The 18156-nt window shown below is 71.1% G+C and carries 13 protein-coding genes; 11 read left to right on the plus strand and 2 right to left on the minus strand.

The window, feature by feature from the left end:
* Nucleotides 1-357 precede the first annotated feature (357 nt).
* From IEZ19_RS19265 to IEZ19_RS19290, 6 genes are all read left to right on the plus strand, one after another.
* On the plus strand, nt 358-1146 hold the full coding sequence (locus IEZ19_RS19265) for an ABC transporter ATP-binding protein (protein ID WP_189312455.1): 789 nt from the start codon (nt 358-360) through the stop codon (nt 1144-1146).
* A complete protein-coding gene (locus tag IEZ19_RS19270; RefSeq protein WP_189312456.1) occupies nt 1143-3710 on the plus strand; it encodes an ABC transporter permease in 2568 nt (855 codons plus the stop codon). The genes IEZ19_RS19265 and IEZ19_RS19270 overlap by 4 nt, the downstream gene beginning before the upstream one ends.
* Before the next feature lie 269 nt (nt 3711-3979).
* The gene (gene mfd / locus IEZ19_RS19275; protein WP_189312457.1) at nt 3980-7537 is read left to right on the plus strand and encodes a transcription-repair coupling factor; all 3558 of its coding nucleotides are present in this window, start codon (nt 3980-3982) and stop codon (nt 7535-7537) included.
* A 40-nt stretch (nt 7538-7577) separates the two neighbouring features.
* The gene (locus IEZ19_RS19280) at nt 7578-8492 is read left to right on the plus strand and encodes an SCO6745 family protein (protein WP_189312458.1); all 915 of its coding nucleotides are present in this window, start codon (nt 7578-7580) and stop codon (nt 8490-8492) included.
* A gap of 217 nt (nt 8493-8709) precedes the next feature.
* The gene (locus IEZ19_RS19285; RefSeq protein ID WP_189312557.1) at nt 8710-9423 is read left to right on the plus strand and encodes an HNH endonuclease family protein; all 714 of its coding nucleotides are present in this window, start codon (nt 8710-8712) and stop codon (nt 9421-9423) included.
* Nucleotides 9424-9541: 118 nt separating this feature from the next.
* Complete coding sequence (locus tag IEZ19_RS19290; RefSeq protein WP_189312459.1) at nt 9542-10285, plus strand: GNAT family N-acetyltransferase; 744 nt, start codon at nt 9542-9544, stop codon at nt 10283-10285.
* A gap of 16 nt (nt 10286-10301) precedes the next feature.
* Here IEZ19_RS19290 and IEZ19_RS19295 read toward each other — a convergent pair whose 3' ends face one another.
* Nucleotides 10302-11051 (minus strand): hypothetical protein, encoded by a 750-nt coding sequence (locus tag IEZ19_RS19295; RefSeq protein WP_189312460.1) that lies wholly within the window; start codon nt 11049-11051, stop codon nt 10302-10304.
* 84 nt (nt 11052-11135) lie between these two features.
* Here IEZ19_RS19295 and IEZ19_RS19300 point away from each other — a divergent pair, with 84 nt between their 5' ends.
* Nucleotides 11136-11327, plus strand: coding sequence for a hypothetical protein (locus IEZ19_RS19300; protein ID WP_189312461.1), 192 nt, complete (start codon nt 11136-11138; stop codon nt 11325-11327).
* Here IEZ19_RS19300 and IEZ19_RS19305 read toward each other — a convergent pair.
* Nucleotides 11282-11977 (minus strand): Rv1352/Rv1906c domain-containing protein, encoded by a 696-nt coding sequence (locus IEZ19_RS19305; protein WP_189312462.1) that lies wholly within the window; start codon nt 11975-11977, stop codon nt 11282-11284. The genes IEZ19_RS19300 and IEZ19_RS19305 overlap by 46 nt on opposite strands.
* A gap of 189 nt (nt 11978-12166) precedes the next feature.
* Here IEZ19_RS19305 and IEZ19_RS19310 point away from each other — a divergent pair, with 189 nt between their 5' ends.
* The 4 genes from IEZ19_RS19310 (at nt 12167) to IEZ19_RS19325 (ending at nt 18060) form a co-directional block, all read left to right on the plus strand.
* A complete protein-coding gene (locus IEZ19_RS19310) occupies nt 12167-14614 on the plus strand; it encodes an N-6 DNA methylase (RefSeq protein WP_189312463.1) in 2448 nt (815 codons plus the stop codon).
* A gap of 140 nt (nt 14615-14754) precedes the next feature.
* The gene (locus IEZ19_RS19315) at nt 14755-15372 is read left to right on the plus strand and encodes a hypothetical protein (RefSeq protein ID WP_189312464.1); all 618 of its coding nucleotides are present in this window, start codon (nt 14755-14757) and stop codon (nt 15370-15372) included.
* 38 nt (nt 15373-15410) lie between these two features.
* Entirely contained in the window at nt 15411-16895 is a 1485-nt protein-coding gene (locus IEZ19_RS19320; RefSeq protein ID WP_268248647.1) for a serine/threonine-protein kinase, read from the plus strand.
* Nucleotides 16896-17232: 337 nt separating this feature from the next.
* A complete protein-coding gene (locus IEZ19_RS19325; protein ID WP_189312466.1) occupies nt 17233-18060 on the plus strand; it encodes a glycoside hydrolase domain-containing protein in 828 nt (275 codons plus the stop codon).
* Nucleotides 18061-18156: the final 96 nt, after the last annotated feature.

The raw sequence follows: 18156 nt of genomic DNA on the forward strand, positions 1-18156 counted from the left end.
GGGTGGAGGCTCACAGCGCCGATGAGTGGACCCGACCCCGAGAAGGACTCCACCCGGCGGTGGACAGCCCCTAGGGGTCCCTCCGTACTACGGCTCGGGGAGGGTTCGTACCGGCGGAGGACGAGACGGCCCCCGCGCAGTCCTTAACCTGGCTTTACGCCGCCGGGGGGCGGCTGTCCGAACCGGCGGGGGTGGGGTTTTCCCCAGCACAAGACGGGGCTTCGCACCAGCGCGCGGCACCCCCGTCGCCCGCGAGACTCATCGACGTACCGCTTCGCATCTCATCGACCCACCACTTCGCACCATCGGCGGGACACTGCCCGCCACCCATCTGCTGACCGACATAGGAGACTTACCGTGACATCGGCTGTGACCATTCCCAGGCACGGGGGCACTGGAGCGCGTACGGCCGTTGCCGCGCGGGCGCGGCAGGTCGTCAAGGCGTACGGGTCCGGGGAGACCCGTGTCGTCGCCCTCGACCACGTCGACGTGGACATCGCCCGCGGCCAGTTCACCGCGATCATGGGCCCCTCGGGGTCCGGCAAGTCCACCCTCATGCACTGCCTCGCCGGGCTCGACACCGTGACGAGCGGTCAGATCCACCTCGACGAGACCGAGATCACCGGCCTCAAGGACAAGAAGCTCACGCAGTTGCGCCGGGACCGGATCGGGTTCATCTTCCAGGCGTTCAACCTGCTGCCGACGCTCAACGCGCTCGAGAACATCACGCTGCCCATGGACATCGCCGGCCGCAAGCCGGACCGGGCCTGGCTGGACCGGGTCGTGGAGACCGTCGGCCTCGCCGGGCGGCTCAAGCACCGGCCCACCCAGCTCTCCGGCGGCCAGCAGCAGCGTGTCGCCGTCGCCCGCGCCCTGGCCGCCCGCCCGGAGATCATCTTCGGTGACGAGCCGACCGGAAACCTCGACTCGCGCGCGGGTGCCGAGGTGCTGGGCTTCCTGCGCCGCTCGGTGGACGAACTGGGCCAGACCATCGTGATGGTCACCCACGACCCGGTCGCCGCCTCCTACGCGGACCGGGTGCTCTACCTCGCCGACGGCCGGATCGTCGACGAGATGTACAAGCCGACCGCGGACGCCGTCCTCGACCGCATGAAGGACTTCGACGCCAGGGGGCGCACGTCATGACCGTCCTGAAGACCTCGATGCGCAACTTCTTCGCGCACAAGGGACGCATGGCGCTGTCGGCGATCGCCGTGCTGCTGTCGGTGGCGTTCGTGTGCGGCACGCTCGTGTTCACCGACACGATGGACACCACGTTCGACCGGCTGTTCTCGGTGACCGCGTCCGACGTCACGGTCGCACCGAAGGACGCCAAGAGCGACGAGACGCCGCAGAACGGCGTCCCGCTGTCGCTGCCCGCCTCCGCCCTCAAGCGCGTCACGGCCGCGGACGGCGTCAAGTCGGCCGAGGGCTCCGTCAGTTCGATGAACGTCACTGTCGTCGACAGCCACAACGACAACATGGGCTCCACCACCGGCGCGCCGACCATCGCCGGCAACTGGACGAACAACGACCTGCGGTCCATGGAGATCAGCTCCGGGCACGCCCCGCGCGGGCCGGACGAGGCGATGGTCGACGCCGACACCGCCGACAAGCACCACCTGAAGATGGGCGACGAACTGCGCACCATCGCCCAGACCGGTGACTTCACGGCCCGCATCGTCGGCATCGCCACGTTCAAGGTCACCAACCCCGGTGCGGCGGTCGTCTACTTCGACACCCCCACCGCCCAGCGCGAACTGCTCGGCACCACGGGCCGGTTCACCCAGATCAACGTCAACGCGGCGGTCGGAGTCTCCGACGAGCAGCTCAAGCGGAACGTCGTGCAGACGCTCGGCGCGGGGACGTACAAGTTCCAGACCGCCAAGGAGAACGCCGACGAGAACCGCGCGGGTGTCGGCGAGTTCATGAACGTCATCAAGTACGCCATGCTCGGCTTCGCCGGGATCGCGTTCCTGGTGGGCATCTTCCTGATCATCAACACCTTCTCGATGCTGGTCGCCCAGCGCACCCGCGAGATCGGCCTGATGCGGGCGATCGGCTCCTCCCGCGGCCAGGTCAACCGGTCGGTGCTGGTCGAGGCGCTGCTGCTCGGTTTCGTCGGCTCGATCCTCGGCGTCGGCGCCGGCGTCGGCATCGCGATCGGCCTGATGAAGCTCATGGGAGCGGCGGGCATGGACCTGTCGACCCGGGACCTGACCGTCAAGGCGACCACCCCGGTCGTGGGCCTGCTCCTCGGCGTGATCGTCACCGTCCTCGCCGCCTACCTCCCGGCCCGCCGCGCCGGCAAGGTCTCTCCGATGGCCGCACTGCGCGACGCCGGTACCCCGGCCGACCGCAGGGCGGGCCTGGTCCGGGCCCTGATCGGCCTGGTCCTCACCGGTGCCGGCGCCGCCGCCCTGTACGCGGCGGCCACGGCCAAGAAGGCGAGCGACGGCTCGCTCGTCCTCGGCGCGGGCATCGTGCTCACCCTGATCGGCTTCGTCGTCATCGGCCCGCTGCTGGCCGGCGGAGTGGTCCGCCTCATCAGCGCGGTCCTGCTGCGGGCCTTCGGCCCCGTCGGCCGTCTGGCCGAACGCAACGCCCTGCGCAACCCGCGCCGTACGGGTGCCACGGGCGCGGCCCTGATGATCGGCCTCGCGCTGGTCGCCTGCCTGTCCGTGGTCGGCTCCTCCATGGTCGCCTCCGCCACCAGCGAGCTGGACAAATCGGTCGGCGCGGACTTCATCGTCGAGGGCAACCAGCGCATCGTCCCGAAGGCCGAACAAGCCATGGAGCACTCGCCCGGCCTGGCCCATGTCACCCGCTACAAGATGCTCGACGCCACGCTGACCTCGCCGGACGGCAGGACCAAGGAGTGGCCGGTCACGGCGGCCGACCCGTCGTACGCCCAGGACCTGCGCCGCGCGACCACGCAGGGCACGCTCTCGGCCGCCTACGGCAAGGACGCCATGTCCGTCGGTACCGACTACGCCAAGAAGTACGGCGTCCACCTCGGCGACACCCTCACCGTGGCCTTCAAGGGTGGCGACACGGCGAAGCTCAAGGTGGCGGCCATCACGGACGACGCCACCGCCATCGACCAGGGCGCGCACTACATGAGCATCGCGACCATGGAGAAGTACGTTCCCGCGGACAGGATCCCGCCGAACGTGATCATGTTCGCCAAGGCCAAGGAGGGCCAGGAGAAGCAGGCGTACGCGGCGCTGAAGAAGTCCCTGAAGCCCTACCCCCAGTACCAGGTCCGTGACCAGACCGACTACAAGCAGGAACTGAAGGACCAGATCGGCCAGCTCCTGAACATGGTCTACGGCCTGCTCGCCCTGGCGATCATCGTCGCGGTCCTGGGCGTCGTGAACACCCTGGCCCTCTCGGTGGTCGAGCGGACGAGGGAGATCGGCCTCATGCGGGCCATCGGGCTCTCCCGCCGCCAGCTGCGCCGCATGATCCGCTTGGAGTCCGTGGTCATCGCCCTCTTCGGCGCCCTCCTCGGCCTCGGCCTGGGCATGGGCTGGGGCGCCACGGCCCAGAAACTCCTGGCCCTGGAGGGCCTGGGAGTCCTGGACATCCCCTGGCCGACGATCATCGGCGTGTTCCTCGGCTCGGCCCTGGTGGGCCTGTTTGCGGCGCTGATCCCGGCGTTCAGGGCGGGGCGGATGAACGTACTGAACGCGATCGCGACGGACTAGCCGCCGCAGGCTCGGCTGTCGGTACGACCACCGCATACGGGGGCAACGGGGAAAGCCCGGCGTCGAGGAGTCTCGGGGGACTTTTCGACGCCGGGCCTGTTTCTCGATCGTTCGGTGCCTCTCGACCTACCGGGGTTCTGGGGCGGAGCCGCAAGGGTTGTCCACAGCCAACGGCGCAAGGCGACGCCAAGTCGTAGGCTTGGGACCCCCGGCCCCTCACATGTGTCGGGTTCTTCGCGTTACCCACCTCCCGGACGGAAAACCCCTCCATGAGCCTGCACGGTCTGCTCGACGCCCTGGTCAAGGACGCCGCCCTCGCGGAAGCGATCAAGGCGGCCGCGGACGGCAACCGCATGCACGTCGACCTCGTCGGCCCCCCGGCGGCCCGCCCCTTCGCGGTCGCCGCCCTGGCCCGCGAGGCCTCCCGCCCCGTGCTGGCCGTGACGGCGACGGGCCGGGAGGCCGAGGACCTGGCCGCTGCCCTGCGCTCGCTGCTGCCCCCGGAGGGCATCGTCGAGTACCCGTCCTGGGAGACGCTCCCGCACGAGCGACTGAGCCCGCGCAGCGACACCGTCGGGCGCCGCCTCGCCGTCCTGCGCCGCCTCGCCCACCCCAGCCCTGACGACCCCGAGACGGGGCCGGTCTCCGTCGTCGTGGCGCCCGTACGATCCGTGCTCCAGCCGCAGGTCAAGGGCCTCGGCGACCTGGAGCCGGTGTCCCTGAGGGCGAGGCAGACCGCCGACCTCGACGCGGTCGTGGACGCCCTGGGGGCGGCCGCGTACGCGCGCGTGGAGCTCGTCGAGAAGCGCGGCGAGTTCGCCGTACGCGGCGGCATCCTCGACGTGTTCCCGCCCACCGAGGAACACCCCCTGCGCATCGAGTTCTGGGGCGACGACGTCGAGGAGATCCGCTACTTCAAGGTCGCCGACCAGCGATCCCTGGAGATCGCCGAGCACGGCCTGTGGGCGCCGCCCTGCCGCGAGCTGCTGCTGACGGACGACGTACGCGCGCGTGCGCGTGCCCTCGCCGAACAGCACCCGGAGCTGGGCGAGCTGCTCGGCAGGATCGCCGAGGGCATCGCGGTCGAGGGCATGGAGTCCCTGGCCCCCGTCCTGGTCGACGACATGGAGCTGCTCCTGGACGTCCTGCCCAAGGGCGCCATGACGGTCGTATGCGATCCGGAGCGGGTACGCACGCGTGCCGCCGACCTGGTCGCCACCTCGCAGGAGTTCCTGCAGGCGTCCTGGGCGGCCACCGCGGGCGGCGGCGAGGCGCCCATCGACGTCGGAGCGGCCTCCCTGTGGTCAATCGCGGACGTCCGGGACCGGGCGCGCGAGCTGGACATGATGTGGTGGTCGGTGTCGCCGTTCGCGGCGGACGAGGAGCTGACGGACACATATGCCGCCGACGCGGCGGGGGACACCCTCAAGCTCGGCATGCACGCCACCGAGACCTACCGCGGCGACACCGCGAAGGCGCTGGCCGACACCAAGGGCTGGCTCTCCGACGGCTGGCGCACGGTCTTCGTGACCGAGGGCCACGGCACGGCCGCGCGCACCGTCGAGGTGCTCGGCGGCGAGGGCGTCGCCGCCCGGCTGGAGACCGACCTCGGGCAGATCGCGCCGTCCGTCGTGCACGTGGCGTGCGGCTCGATCGACTACGGCTTCGTCGACCCGGCGCTCAAGGTCGCCGTCCTCACCGAGACCGACCTGTCCGGGCAGAAGGCGGCCGGCCGGGACGGCGCCCGCATGCCCGCCCGCCGCCGCAAGACCATCGACCCGCTCACCCTGGAGGCGGGCGACTACATCGTCCACGAGCAGCACGGCGTCGGGCGCTACATCGAGATGGTGCAGCGCACCGTCCAGGGCGCCACGCGCGAGTACCTGGTCGTCGAGTACGCGCCCGCCAAGCGAGGCCAGCCCGGTGACCGGCTCTACATCCCGACCGACCAGCTGGAGCAGATCACCAAGTACGTCGGCGGTGAGGCGCCCACCCTGCACCGCCTGGGCGGCGCGGACTGGACGAAGACCAAGGCGCGCGCGAAGAAGGCGGTCAAGGAGATCGCCGCCGACCTGATCAAGCTGTACAGCGCCCGCATGGCGGCCCCCGGCCACTCCTTCGGCGCGGACACCCCCTGGCAGCGCGAGCTCGAGGACGCCTTCCCGTACGCCGAGACGCCCGACCAGCTCACCACGATCGCCGAGGTCAAGGACGACATGGAGAAGTCGGTCCCGATGGACCGGCTGATCTGCGGCGACGTCGGCTACGGCAAGACCGAGATCGCCGTGCGCGCGGCCTTCAAGGCCGTCCAGGACGGCAAGCAGGTCGCGGTCCTGGTGCCGACCACGCTGCTTGTGCAGCAGCACTTCGGGACGTTCGGCGAGCGGTACTCGCAGTTCCCCGTCAACGTGCGCGCCCTGTCCCGCTTCCAGACCGACACCGAGGCCAAGGCGGTTCTGGAAGGTCTGCAGGACGGCGCGGTGGACGTCGTCATCGGCACGCACCGGCTGTTCTCCTCGGAGACGAAGTTCAAGGACCTCGGCCTGGTCATCGTCGACGAGGAGCAGCGCTTCGGCGTCGAGCACAAGGAGCAGCTGAAGAAGCTGCGCGCCAACGTCGACGTGCTGACGATGTCCGCGACGCCGATCCCGCGCACCCTGGAGATGGCGGTCACCGGCATCCGCGAGATGTCGACGATCACCACCCCGCCGGAGGAGCGGCACCCGGTGCTCACCTTCGTCGGGCCGTACGAGGAGAAGCAGATCGGGGCCGCGATCCGCCGCGAACTGCTGCGCGAGGGCCAGGTCTTCTACATCCACAACCGGGTCGAGTCGATCGATCGCGCGGCGGCCCGGCTGCGCGAGATCGTCCCCGAGGCGCGCATCGCCACGGCCCACGGCCAGATGTCGGAGTCGGCGCTCGAGCAGGTCGTCGTGGACTTCTGGGAGAAGAAGTTCGACGTGCTGGTCTCCACGACGATCGTGGAGTCCGGCATCGACATCTCCAACGCCAACACCCTGATCGTCGAACGCGGCGACACCTTCGGCCTGTCCCAGCTCCACCAGCTGCGCGGCCGCGTCGGCCGGGGGCGCGAGCGCGGCTACGCGTACTTCCTCTACCCGCCGGAGAAGCCGCTGACCGAGACGGCGCACGAGCGCCTGGCGACCATCGCCCAGCACACCGAGATGGGCGCGGGCATGTACGTGGCGATGAAGGACCTGGAGATCCGCGGCGCGGGCAACCTCCTCGGCGGCGAGCAGTCCGGTCACATCGCGGGCGTCGGCTTCGACCTGTACGTCCGTATGGTCGGCGAGGCGGTCGCGGACTACCGGCGGCAGCTGGAGACGGGGGAGATCGAGGAGGAGCCGCCGCTCGAGGTCAAGATCGAGCTGCCGGTCGACGCGCACGTCCCGCACGACTACGCGCCGGGCGAGCGGCTGCGCCTGCAGGCGTACCGGGCGATCGCCTCCGCCAACTCGGAGGAGGACATCAAGGCCGTACGGGAAGAACTCGTCGACCGCTACGGCAAGTTGCCCGAGCCGGTGGAGAACCTGCTGCTGGTGGCCGGTCTGCGGATGCTCGCGCGCGCGTGCGGCGTCGGCGAGATAGTGCTTCAGGGCACCAACATCCGCTTCGCTCCGGTGGAGTTGCGCGAGTCGCAGGAACTGCGGCTCAAGCGCCTGTACCCGGGGACCGTCATCAAGGCGGCGGCCCACCAGGTGCTGGTGCCGCGCCCGAAGACGGCCAAGGTGGGCGGCAAGCCCCTGGTCGGACGGGAACTGCTGGGCTGGGTGGGCGAGTTCCTGGCGTCGATCCTGGGATCGTAGACCCAGCCGGTCGAGTCCGGTGCGATGGGGGGAGTCGGTCATGTCCGAGCAGGTCAGCAAGGCGGCCGAGGATCAGACGGAGGGGGACGACGGGGTGGAGCCGGCGCGGGTGCGGCAGCTCTGGCATCTGCTGGAACCGCTGCACGCGGTCCTCTACTACGCGCCGGAGGTCTTCGAGGAGGCGGCCGCGCTCGGGTACGCGGTCGAGGACCGCTGGCCGAGCTATTTCCCGCTGCGCGCGGCGCCGTTGGGAGCCGTCGGCAGCGAACGGGTGGCCTCCGCCTTCTACAGCTTCAACCCCCACACGGTCGCCGGGCACATCGACCAGGCCTGGACGATCGCGAGCCCACGGCAGGTCCTGGAGGCGCGCCTGCGGGGGATCGACCGGGCCTACCGCGCCCTTCTCGGCGACCGTGTCGACACCCCCGAACTGGCCGAGGCCGCGGCCCTGGCCCGGGGCGCGGCCGAGGCGGCGAACACCGCGGGCCGCCCGCTCGCCGCGGCGAGCGCCGAACTGCCCTGGCCCGACGCTCCCCACCTGCAGTTGTGGCACGCGGCGACGATCCTGCGCGAACACCGCGGCGACGGCCATCTCGCGGCCCTCCTCCTCGCGGACCTCGACCCCGTCGAGTCGCTCGTGTCCTTCGCCGCGATAGGCGCCGCCTCCGTCGAGCGCTTCGAGAGCCGCGGCTGGAGCGCCGGAGAATGGGCGTCCGCACACGCACGCCTGACCGCCAGGGGCCTGGTGGACGCTGACGGTACGGCGACGGAGGCGGGCCGTGCACTGCGCCGTGACGTCGAACTCCACACGGACCGACTCGCTACCGCCCCCTGGCAGGCCCTCGGCCGGCCTGGTGCCGACCGCCTCACCGAACTCCTGGGCGACTACTGGGTCGCGGTCCTGTCCTCCGGCCTGCTGCCCTCAGAGACGACGCTGGGGATCGGCAAGGTCTGAGACCCGGCCGACCCGGGACGCCGGGGATCGGAAAAGTACGAGGCCTTACCGACCCGACCCCGCCCGAACCGCCGGAAGCGTCCGGCGTCACACCCGAGTTGCCTCGAGCGCCCCCGCCGTCCCCCCTGTCCGACCCGCCCCACCCTGCGGTTACCGTGGGTTTGGCAATGAACCGCCCGTGCGGGGGCGGACCAGGGAGCGAGGGGGGACGCACGTGATGCGCCTGAAGGGCGGTGCCCTCACCGCCGTGGTGATGCTGGCCGCCGTGGCCGGCTGCACGGACCAGCTGGACAAGGGGTCTTCGGGGCCCCGGCAGCCAGAAGACGGGGGCGCTGCCCTGGCCGCCGCGGAGTCACTGACCGTCAAGGGACGGGCGCCGAAGACCGGTTACTCGCGTGCCAAGTTCGGCACGGCCTGGGCCGACACCGACTCCAATTCCTGTGACACCCGGGACGACATCCTCAAGCGCGACCTGAAGGAGGTGAAGTTCACCGACGGCGACTGCAAGGTGTCGTACGGACTGCTGGAACCCGATCCGTACTCCGGCAAGGAGGTGACGTACCGTCGCGGCCGCAGCCTGGTGGACATCGACCACGTCGTCGCGCTCTCGGACGCCTGGCAGAAGGGCGCCAAGTACTGGGACGCCGGCAAGCGCATAGCCCTGGCCAACGATCCCCTCAACCTCCTGGCCGTCGACGCGAGCACCAACCGCGGCAAGGGCGACGGCGACACGGCGACCTGGCTGCCACCCAACAAGGCCTACCGGTGCGAGTACGTCGCGGCGCAGGTCGCGGTGAAGAAGAAGTACGGCCTGTGGGTCACCACCGGGGAGAAGGCCGCCATGAAGAAGGTGCTCACCACCTGCCCCGACCAGAAGCTTCCCTCGGGCGGCAACCCGACGAAGGCACCGGAGCGCTTTCACGCACGCTGAGGCGAGGCATCGGCGGGCGGCGGGCGCGGACGACGAGTGAGGCCGTCAGGCACGACTGGCGCGCGAGCGGCGTAAAACCGCTTTCCGGTTGCGACCAGCCCCACCTACCGTGGCCGGCATGGACGTGAAGGTGTCGAAGCTCTCCGAACGGCCCGACATGCTCGAACGGGTCGTCGGCATGGCCGACACCTGGCCCCGCTTCACGGTCAACGACCCGGTGGGCAACGCGCACTACGGCCGTATCCCGACCGAACTTCCTCAGTACGTGCTGTTCGCCGAGGACGAGCGGGGTGAAGTCGTCGCGCACGCCTACAGCGTGCCCGTCTCCCTGGCCGCCGAAGGCCGGGGCAGCCTGCCCGCGCGCGGCTGGGACGAGGTGCTGGTCCGGGCCTTCGCCGACCTGCGCCGCGGAACCCGCCCCGACACGGTCAGCGCGATCTCCATCGTGGTGGCCCCGCACGCCCAGGGCCGTGGGCTGTCCGCCCGGATGCTCTCGGCGACGCGGGACAACGCCCGTGCGCAGGGCTTCACCGAGGTGGTCGCCCCGGTCCGCCCCAGCGCCAAGCACGTCGAACCCCGCACCCCGATCACCGAGTACGCGCACCGGGTGCGCCCCGACGGACTCCCTTACGATCCGTGGCTGCGCGTCCACGCCCGGGCCGGCGCCGTCATCGACTCCATCGCACCGGCGTCCATGACCGTGGCCGCCTCGCTGGAGGAGTGGCGCGCCTGGACGGGCCTGCCCTTCGACACCGAGGGCGACACCGACGTACCCGGCGCACTGGTACCCGTCCGCTGCGAACCGGAGCGCGGGTACGCGGTGTACGTGGAGCCCAACGTGTGGATGCGGCACCCCTTGTGAGGCGCCGCATCCGGGTTCAGCCGCCGAGGGCGTCCAGGTCGGTGACCTTGCCGGCGGGCTTCTTCGCCGGAACCGGCTCGTCGTAGTCGCTGAAGGTGAGGGAACCCGGGTCCTTGGCCGACGTGCTGTCCACACGCAGCAGATACGGCTTGCCCTCGGTGGCGACGTACAGCGTGTAGCGGTCCTTGCCGTCCTTCTCGTGCAGCACGACGGCGGGAGTACCGTCCACGGTGGTCGTCTTCCCGCGGGTGGCGTCCGAGTTGACGTCCTCGGCTTCACCGAGCACCGAGTCCAGGTCGCAGAAGCCGGCGATGTCCTTGGCGTCCTGGCCCTTCGCGGCCATCTTGGTCCACTTGCCGGCCAGCATCGCCACGGCCGCGTCGGTGTCGGCCTTGGACTCGCCCTTGCTCTGGGCGCGCAGGAACGCTTCGTCGTACTTCATGTAGATGGTGTCGGCGGTCTTGATCAGATCGGCCTTGCCCTGTCCGCCGACGCTCATCGTGCCGGCACAGTCGCCCTCCTTGTTCAGGGCCATGTCGATGCGGATGGTGCCGCCGCTCTCGTCGTCGGGGACGTCCCCCTTCATGCGGAGCGAGGAGGCGGCGGTGGTGGCCTTCATGGCGCGGTCGGCGATCTCGCCGCCGGACAGCCCGGCGAACGGACCCTTGGGCCGGCTGTCCGCCTCGTCCTGCCCGGGCAGACAGCCGGTGAGCCCCGCGGTGGCCGCGGCGGCGAGGAAGAGAGCGGCAAATGCGGTGCGATGCATGGGAGTTCCTTGGTGATGAGGTGAGCGGTGGGTGGTGGGTGGTGATGCCGGTGAGCAGTGATGTGAGCGAGGTGAGAGGGCGCTGTGACCGTGGTGCTGGTGCTGGTGCTGGTGCTGGTGCTGGTGCTGGTGCGAGGGCCGGGCGCGGCTCGGCGGATGCCGGACCGCCGCGCCCGATGCGACGACCGCGGTGTCGTACTCGATGACCGTGATGCCGTACGGCGGCCCGGTCAGCCGGTCTTCTTCCAGTCCCCGCAGCCGGTCGTCTTGAAGTAGGTGTCGGTGGGACGGATGGTGACGACGGCGGTACCGGTCACGTTGTTGTTCGCGATGATCGAGTCGAGCCCGTGCTCGGCGTCCTTGGTGCGCTCCCAGTAGCAGGAGTCGTCGGCGTTGCCGGCCGACCTGTACGTGCCCGGCGCGATGTCGGCGCCGACCTTGAACATGCCGCCGTCGCCGTCCATCGAGGAGGCGGGCGACCCCTTCGCCTTCGGGTCGACGGCCTCCCAGTCCGCGCAGCCGCTCGACTTGAACAGCTTGTCGGTCGGCTTGACGGTGACGTAACTGGTGCCGCTGACATTGTCGTTGGCCAGCAGGGAGTCCATTTCGCCGGTGGCGTCCTTGGCGCGCTCCCAGTAGCACATGCCGTCTGTGTTGCCGGTGGTGCGGTACGTCCCCGGCTTGATGTCGCTGCCGACCTGGAATTCGCCGTCCCCGCCGAACGCGGCCTTCTTCTCGGCCGCCTCCGATCTGTCCGCGTCCTTCTTGTCGCCCTTGCCACCGGACGTGTGCGAGGCGGACGCCGACGAGCCCTTGCTGGAGCTGCCGTCGTTCACGTCGCTGCCGTTCCCGCTGTTCGCCGACACGGCACCGATGATGACGACCCCCACGACGGCGCCCAGCGCGACCTTGGCCTTCATCCCCATGGCTGTCCCCTCCCCGAGACTGCGACCGCCTCCGTGCAGCGTCGCTCGTTCGCTGGGTCAATAACAGCAGAGCCTGTGAACCGAGTCAACACGTCTAATGAATGAAGCTGTGTACACGCGCGTGAATGGGTGGATCACGTGAACACCGGTATGCTCGGCGTCACACGCGGAACGAGGGGAGTCGGGCGGGTGCAGGACAACGCGACAGAAGTGACCGCCGCCGGAATCGCACGGCTCGCCGGCGTCGGCCGTGCCGCCGTCAGCAACTGGCGCCGCCGGCACGCCGACTTCCCCAAACCGGTGGGCGGCACCGAGACCAGCCCGTCCTTCGCCCTCGCCGAGGTCGAGGCCTGGCTGCGCAAGCAGGGCAAACTCGCCGAGGTCCCGCTTCGTGAACGGGTCTGGCAGCAACTTGTAGGCCACCCCGAGGGCCCGGTCACCGGCCTGGTGCACGCGGGCTGCGCCCTGCTGCTCATCCATGAGCGCCCCACCGTGTGGCTGGAAGTGAGCGCCGGCACCGACGAACGCCTCGCCGCGATGCTGCCCGCGGCGCTGGAGCAGGTGATCGCCCCACGCTTCGGTGCGACGGGCGGCCGGCGGGTTCACACGGGGAAGCCCTCAGGTGGGACGGCGGGTGTGAACGGGCAGGGCTCTGTGAACGGGCCGGGCTCGGTTCACGCGCAGGACGCCGTGAACCCGCCAGTGTCTGGGAACGGCCCGGCGCCGGTTCACGGACCGGGAACTGTGAACTCCCCGGCTTCCGTGAACCCCTCGCCCCCTGTTCCCGCCCAGAGCCATGTGAACGTTCACGCCCAGAGCCATGTGAACCCCACGGCACCTGTCAACGACCCTGCCTCGGTTCACACCCCGAGCGGCGTGAACCCCACGCCTCCCGTGAACAGCCCAGCACCGGTTCACACCCCCACCGCCCACGCCGCGACCACCCGCGCCGCGAGCGTTCACACCCCCGCCGTCCACACCCCCACCGCCCCCGCCCTGCTCCCCTCCGTCCCCCTCCTTCGTGGCGCCGCGGAGTTGGCGGCCGAGACAGGGGCGCGGCAGGTGTTCGAGTTCCTGTTGGGGCGGCACCTGGACGCCAACCCCCGTCAGTACACGCTCACCCCGGCCGAACTCGCCGGGCTCATGGCCGACCTCGCAGGTCCCGCCCGCGCCGTCCTCGACCCGGCCTGCGGCACCGGCGCCCTGCTGCGGGCCGTCGACACCCGCCCCGACCAGGAGCTGTACGCCCAGGACAGCGCCCCCGACCTGGCCGCGCTCACCGCACTGCGGCTGGCGCTGCACTCGGGGGCCACCGTGCGCGGCGCCGCAGGTGACACCCTGCGTGCCGACGCCTACCCGGAGCTGCGCGCAGACACGGTCCTGTGCCATCCGCCGTTCAACGAACGCAACTGGGGGCATGACGAACTCGCCTACGACCCCCGCTGGGAGTACGGCTTCCCGGCGCGCACCGAGTCCGAGCTGGCCTGGGTGCAGCACGCGCTCGCCCGGCTCGTCGACGGCGGCACCGCGGTGCTGCTCATGCCGCCCGCCGCGGCCTCGCGCCGTTCCGGCCGCCGCATCCGCGCCGATCTGCTGCGGCGCGGTGCGCTGCGTGCGGTCGTGGCGCTGCCGGTGGGTGCGGCGCCGCCCTACAACATCCCCCTCCATGTGTGGGTGCTGCGCCGGCCGGACAGGGCGCCCGCGCAGCCGGAGGTGCTGCTCGCGGACACCGGTCAGTTCGCCACGGAGGGGCGCGGCGGGCCGGACTGGCAGGCCGTGCGGCACGCCGTGCTCGACGCCTGGCGTGCCTTCGACCGGGCGGGGCGGCTGGACGAGCGGCCGGGGCTGGCCCGTTCCGTACCGGTGATCGAACTCCTCGACGACGACGTCGACCTGGCCCCCGCCCGCCACCTCCCGCCGCCCACCGCGGCCGACGGCGCCGAGCAGCTCACGGCCGTACGGGAGCGGCTCGGCGAGACCCTGCGGCTGGCCTCCGGGCTCACCCCGCCGCCCCCGGAGTCCGCGCGGCCCGCGCGCTGGCCGCTCACCACCGTCGGCGAACTCGCGCGCGGGGGCGCCCTGGTGATGCGCACGGGCGGAAACGGTGGCCACGCGCGCGTGCCCGTGCTCACCGACCACGACGTCCTCGCCGGAACCGCGCCCTCCGGGACATTGCCCGAGAGCGACGAGGAGGCCGTGCTCACGGAACCGGGCGACGTCGTCGTCCCGGTGCTCGGCGGCGGTTCGATGGCGCGCGTCATCGACGACGCGACAGGGGGAGCCGCCCTGGGGCGCAGTCTGGTACTCCTGCGCCCCGATCCCACGGCGCTCGATCCGTGGTTCCTCGCCGGCTTCCTGCGCGGCACCGCCAACAACCGCCAGGCCAGCAGCTACGCGTCCACCGCCACGCGCCTCGACGTGCGCCGCCTTCAGTTGCCCAGGCTCCCGCTCGACGAACAGCGGCGCTACGGCGCGCGCTTCCGCGCACTCGACGAGTTCGAGCGGGCGCTCAGGCACGCGGGCCGGCTCGGGGAGCAGCTCGTGCGCGGGATGTACGACGGGCTGACGGACGGGACGGTCGCGCCGGACCCGGGCGCCCACGACGTCTCCGACGACGCCTCTCGCGCCGGAAGATGATGCTCCGCCCGTCGCCGGGCCCACCTGCGATGTCGTACGAAGTGATCAGCACGACAACGGTTCGGTACAACCCGTAACCCGTTGTCCCCGTCGGCCTATACGCTCGAACTCCGATATCGAACTCCGGCCCAGGAGCAGTCATGTACGGCCACGGCGCGGTGCCGCCCAAGCGCAGCGACGGCACGGTCATCACCCTGCGCGTGCTGATCGCCGCATCCGGGTTCCTCTCGTGCGGCATCCTCGCGTGCGTGCCGCTGTTCCGGGTCGCGTTCCTGCGCGGGCGGTCGCTCGACTGGCTGGTGGCCTGGCTGAGCGTGCCGCTGTCCATCACCTGCTTCGCGGTGATCGGCGCGCTGCCGGAGACCGACCCGAGGACCGACGTCGCCCTGACCGTGATCCTGATCCTCGGTGCCGCGGCGGCCGCCTACTTCCTGGCCACGGACATCCGCCACCACAACACCCCGCGCCCGCCCGCCGGTTACGCGCCGCCCCACGCACAGACCGTCCCGACGCCGTACGGCTACCAGCAGCCCGCGCCGCCGTACCAGGGCACGCCCGTGCCGCAGCCGCCCGTCGCCCAGGACCCGCACCCGATGGCCCAGACATATGTACCGGCCCCGCCGCTGCCCCAGAACCCGCCGCCGCAGCGCCCCGCGCCTGCCCGCATCGACCAGGTGCGCGCCGAACTCGACGAGCTGAGCGACTATCTGCGCCGGCACGACGGCAGGCAGGGCGGCGACCCCGAGGGCGGAAGGTGACCGTGGCGCAGGGACGCGTCGTCGCCGCCCGTTACGAACTGTCCACGCTCATCGGGCAGGGCGGCATGGGCCAGGTCTGGACGGCGTACGACCAGCGGCTCGACCGGCGCGTGGCGGTGAAGCTGCTGCGCCCCGACAAGGTCGCCGGGCAGGAGGCGGACGAGCTGCGCCGCCGGTTCGTGCGCGAGTGCCGGGTGACCGCGCAGGTCGACCACCCCGGGCTGGTCACGGTGCACGACGCGGGCAGCGAGGGCGAGGAGCTGTTCCTCGTCATGCAGTACGTCGACGGCGCGGACCTCTCCGACCACCTCGCCGAGCACGACCCGTACCCGTGGCAGTGGGCGGTCGCGGTCGCAGCGCAGCTGTGCGCCGTGCTGAGCGCCGTGCACGCCGTGCCGATCGTCCACCGCGACCTCAAGCCGCGCAACGTGATGGTGAAGCAGGACGGCACGGTCACCGTCCTCGACCTCGGCGTGGCCTCCGTGATGGACACCGACACGACGCGCCTCACGCACACCGGCTCCCCGATCGGTTCGCCCGCCTACATGGCGCCTGAGCAGGCGATGGGCGGTGCTGTCGGGCCGTACACCGATCTGTACGCGCTCGGTGTGCTGCTGCACGAACTGCTCAGCGGGGACGTCCCGTTCGCCGGCTCCACGGCGCTCGGCGTGCTGCACCGGCACCTGTACGAGCCGCCGTTGCCCGTGCGCCGGATCCGCCCCGAGGTCCCGGAGTCGCTGGAAGCGCTCGTTCTGCGCCTGCTCGCCAAGGACCCGCAGCACCGCCCGGCGTCCGCGCAGGAGGTGTACGAGCACCTGGCGCTGCTCCTGCCCGCGCGCGGGACGCCCAGCGGGGCGCCTCTCGACCCCACGCGCCCCTTCCTGCGCCCGCACGCCCCCTGGCCGGACCGTGCGCGCACGCCCGCGCCCCGGCCCGCCCCCGTGGCGGCCGTTCCCGACCAACCGGATGTCGCCGCCGCCGTCGACGAGGTCAAGCGGCTCCTCGGCGAGGGCCGTATCACCCAGGCCGTCGACATCCTGGGCGCGATCCTGCCCGCCGCCGCCGAACAGCACGGGGAGCACTCCCCGGTGGTGCGTACCCTGCGCAAGCAGTACGCGGCCACACTCATGGACGACGGCCAGTACCGGCGCGCGCTGCCCGAACTGCGCCGTCTCGCCGACGAACGCGCCACCGAGGCCGGCCCCGCCGATCCGCAGTCCCTGCGCTTCCGCCACGACGCCGCCCAGTGCCTGGAACAGCTCGGCGAACCGGCGGCGGCGCTCGCGGAGTACCGTGCGCTGCTGCCGTACTACGAGAACCAGTACGTGTCCGGCGATCCGGCCCTCGCCCACGACGTGCGGCGCCGCATCGGACACCTGCTGCTCGCCCTGGGCGACCGGCCCGCCGCGCACGACACGCTCGTGCGGCTGCTGCACGACGTGGAGCGCGTGCAGGGTCCAGCCCACCCGCTGGCGACGGAGATCCGGCGGACGCTGCAGTGGCTGGGGCAGGTGCGCGGCTAGTGCTGTGACCGGAAGGGTTCACCGGCTCGCGACGCCCGGCACGGCACCTCGCGGCGTTGTCGCCTCACCCGAGTACATCCAGTACGCGGGTGACGCTCCGCCTTGCGATGCACCGCACCGGACGCCGGTAGCTTCCCGGCAAACCTTCCCGGCCACAGCACTAGGCACAGGCCCGGCCACGGGATTTTGCCCTTCCCTGAGCGAAACTTGTGATCTTCAGGGGGTTGAGTTTCCCGAACGCGGGATCGGCTTCGGATAGGTTGCGGTTCTTTCTGTCAGCCGGCGCGCGCCAGCGCAACGCCCGCACGACGCAACGCACAACCAGGGGTGGGGTTCCATGGCCGGTCACCGGCAGTCGAAGAAGCGCAGATACATCACGTGGGCGGTGGCCGGCGCGGCGATCGTCGCGGGTGGCGGTATCGCGGCACAGACCTCCATGGCCGCCACCACCTGGCCCGCCCAGAAGACCTTCACCGGCCGCGCCTTCGACACCTGCACCGCACCCTCGCTGTCCGCGATGAAGGCCTGGAAGGGCGGCCTCTACGGCGCCGCCGCCGTCTACGTCGGCGGCAAGAACCGCGGCTGCGGCCAGCCGAACCTCACCGCGTCCTGGGTCAAGTCCGTCAGCGCGGTCGGCTGGAAGCTCATCCCGATCTACGTCGGCGCACAGCCGCCCTGCCAGAGCGGTTCCAACCCGGAGAAGCTCACCGCCTCGACCGCCTCCTCGCTGGGCACGACCGACGGCGCGGACGCGGTGGCCAAGGCGTCCGCGCTCGGCATGAAGGCCGGCAGCGCGATCTACCTCGACATGGAGGCGTACGACATCACGAACAAGTCGTGCAACGGCGCCGTGCTGACGTATGTGCGCTCCTTCACGAAGACGCTGCGCGCCAAGACGTACCGCGCCGGCTTCTACGGTTTCACCAGCTCCAGCGCCAAGGCGATCGCCACCGCGACCGACAAGACGGACCTGCCGGGGAACCTCTGGTACGCGCTGTACGACAAGCAGAACACCACGACGACGGACTGGCCGTGGGGCTCCACCCAGTTCACCGGTCACAGCCGCGGACACCAGTACATCGTCAACAGCAAGGAGTCGCGCGGCGGTTACACGATCACCGTGGACCGCGACGCCTGGGACGCGCCGGTCGCCATTACGGGCTGACGCCCCCTCCCGGGGGTGCGGTGGTGCCCGAAGACGGCGTGAATCGTTGGTCGAATGGGTTGGCCGGAGCCTGCCCACTGCCTACCATCGATCATC

This window comes from Streptomyces brasiliensis (genome assembly GCF_014647875.1).
Taxonomy (GTDB): Bacteria; Actinomycetota; Actinomycetes; order Streptomycetales; family Streptomycetaceae; genus Streptomyces; species Streptomyces brasiliensis.

What these genes read in the sequence shown, in the direction of transcription:
- IEZ19_RS19270 (WP_189312456.1), top strand. Translation starts at nt 1,143, where the DNA reads ATGACCGTCCTGAAGACCTCGATGCGCAACTTCTTCGCGCACAAGGGA.
- mfd (WP_189312457.1), top strand. Translation starts at nt 3,980, where the DNA reads ATGAGCCTGCACGGTCTGCTCGACGCCCTGGTCAAGGACGCCGCCCTC.
- IEZ19_RS19280 (WP_189312458.1), top strand. Translation starts at nt 7,578, where the DNA reads ATGTCCGAGCAGGTCAGCAAGGCGGCCGAGGATCAGACGGAGGGGGAC.
- IEZ19_RS19285 (WP_189312557.1), top strand. Translation starts at nt 8,710, where the DNA reads ATGCGCCTGAAGGGCGGTGCCCTCACCGCCGTGGTGATGCTGGCCGCC.
- IEZ19_RS19290 (WP_189312459.1), top strand. Translation starts at nt 9,542, where the DNA reads ATGGACGTGAAGGTGTCGAAGCTCTCCGAACGGCCCGACATGCTCGAA.
- IEZ19_RS19295 (WP_189312460.1), bottom strand. Translation starts at nt 11,051, where the DNA reads ATGCATCGCACCGCATTTGCCGCTCTCTTCCTCGCCGCCGCGGCCACC.
- IEZ19_RS19305 (WP_189312462.1), bottom strand. Translation starts at nt 11,977, where the DNA reads ATGGGGATGAAGGCCAAGGTCGCGCTGGGCGCCGTCGTGGGGGTCGTC.
- IEZ19_RS19315 (WP_189312464.1), top strand. Translation starts at nt 14,755, where the DNA reads ATGTACGGCCACGGCGCGGTGCCGCCCAAGCGCAGCGACGGCACGGTC.
- IEZ19_RS19325 (WP_189312466.1), top strand. Translation starts at nt 17,233, where the DNA reads ATGGCCGGTCACCGGCAGTCGAAGAAGCGCAGATACATCACGTGGGCG.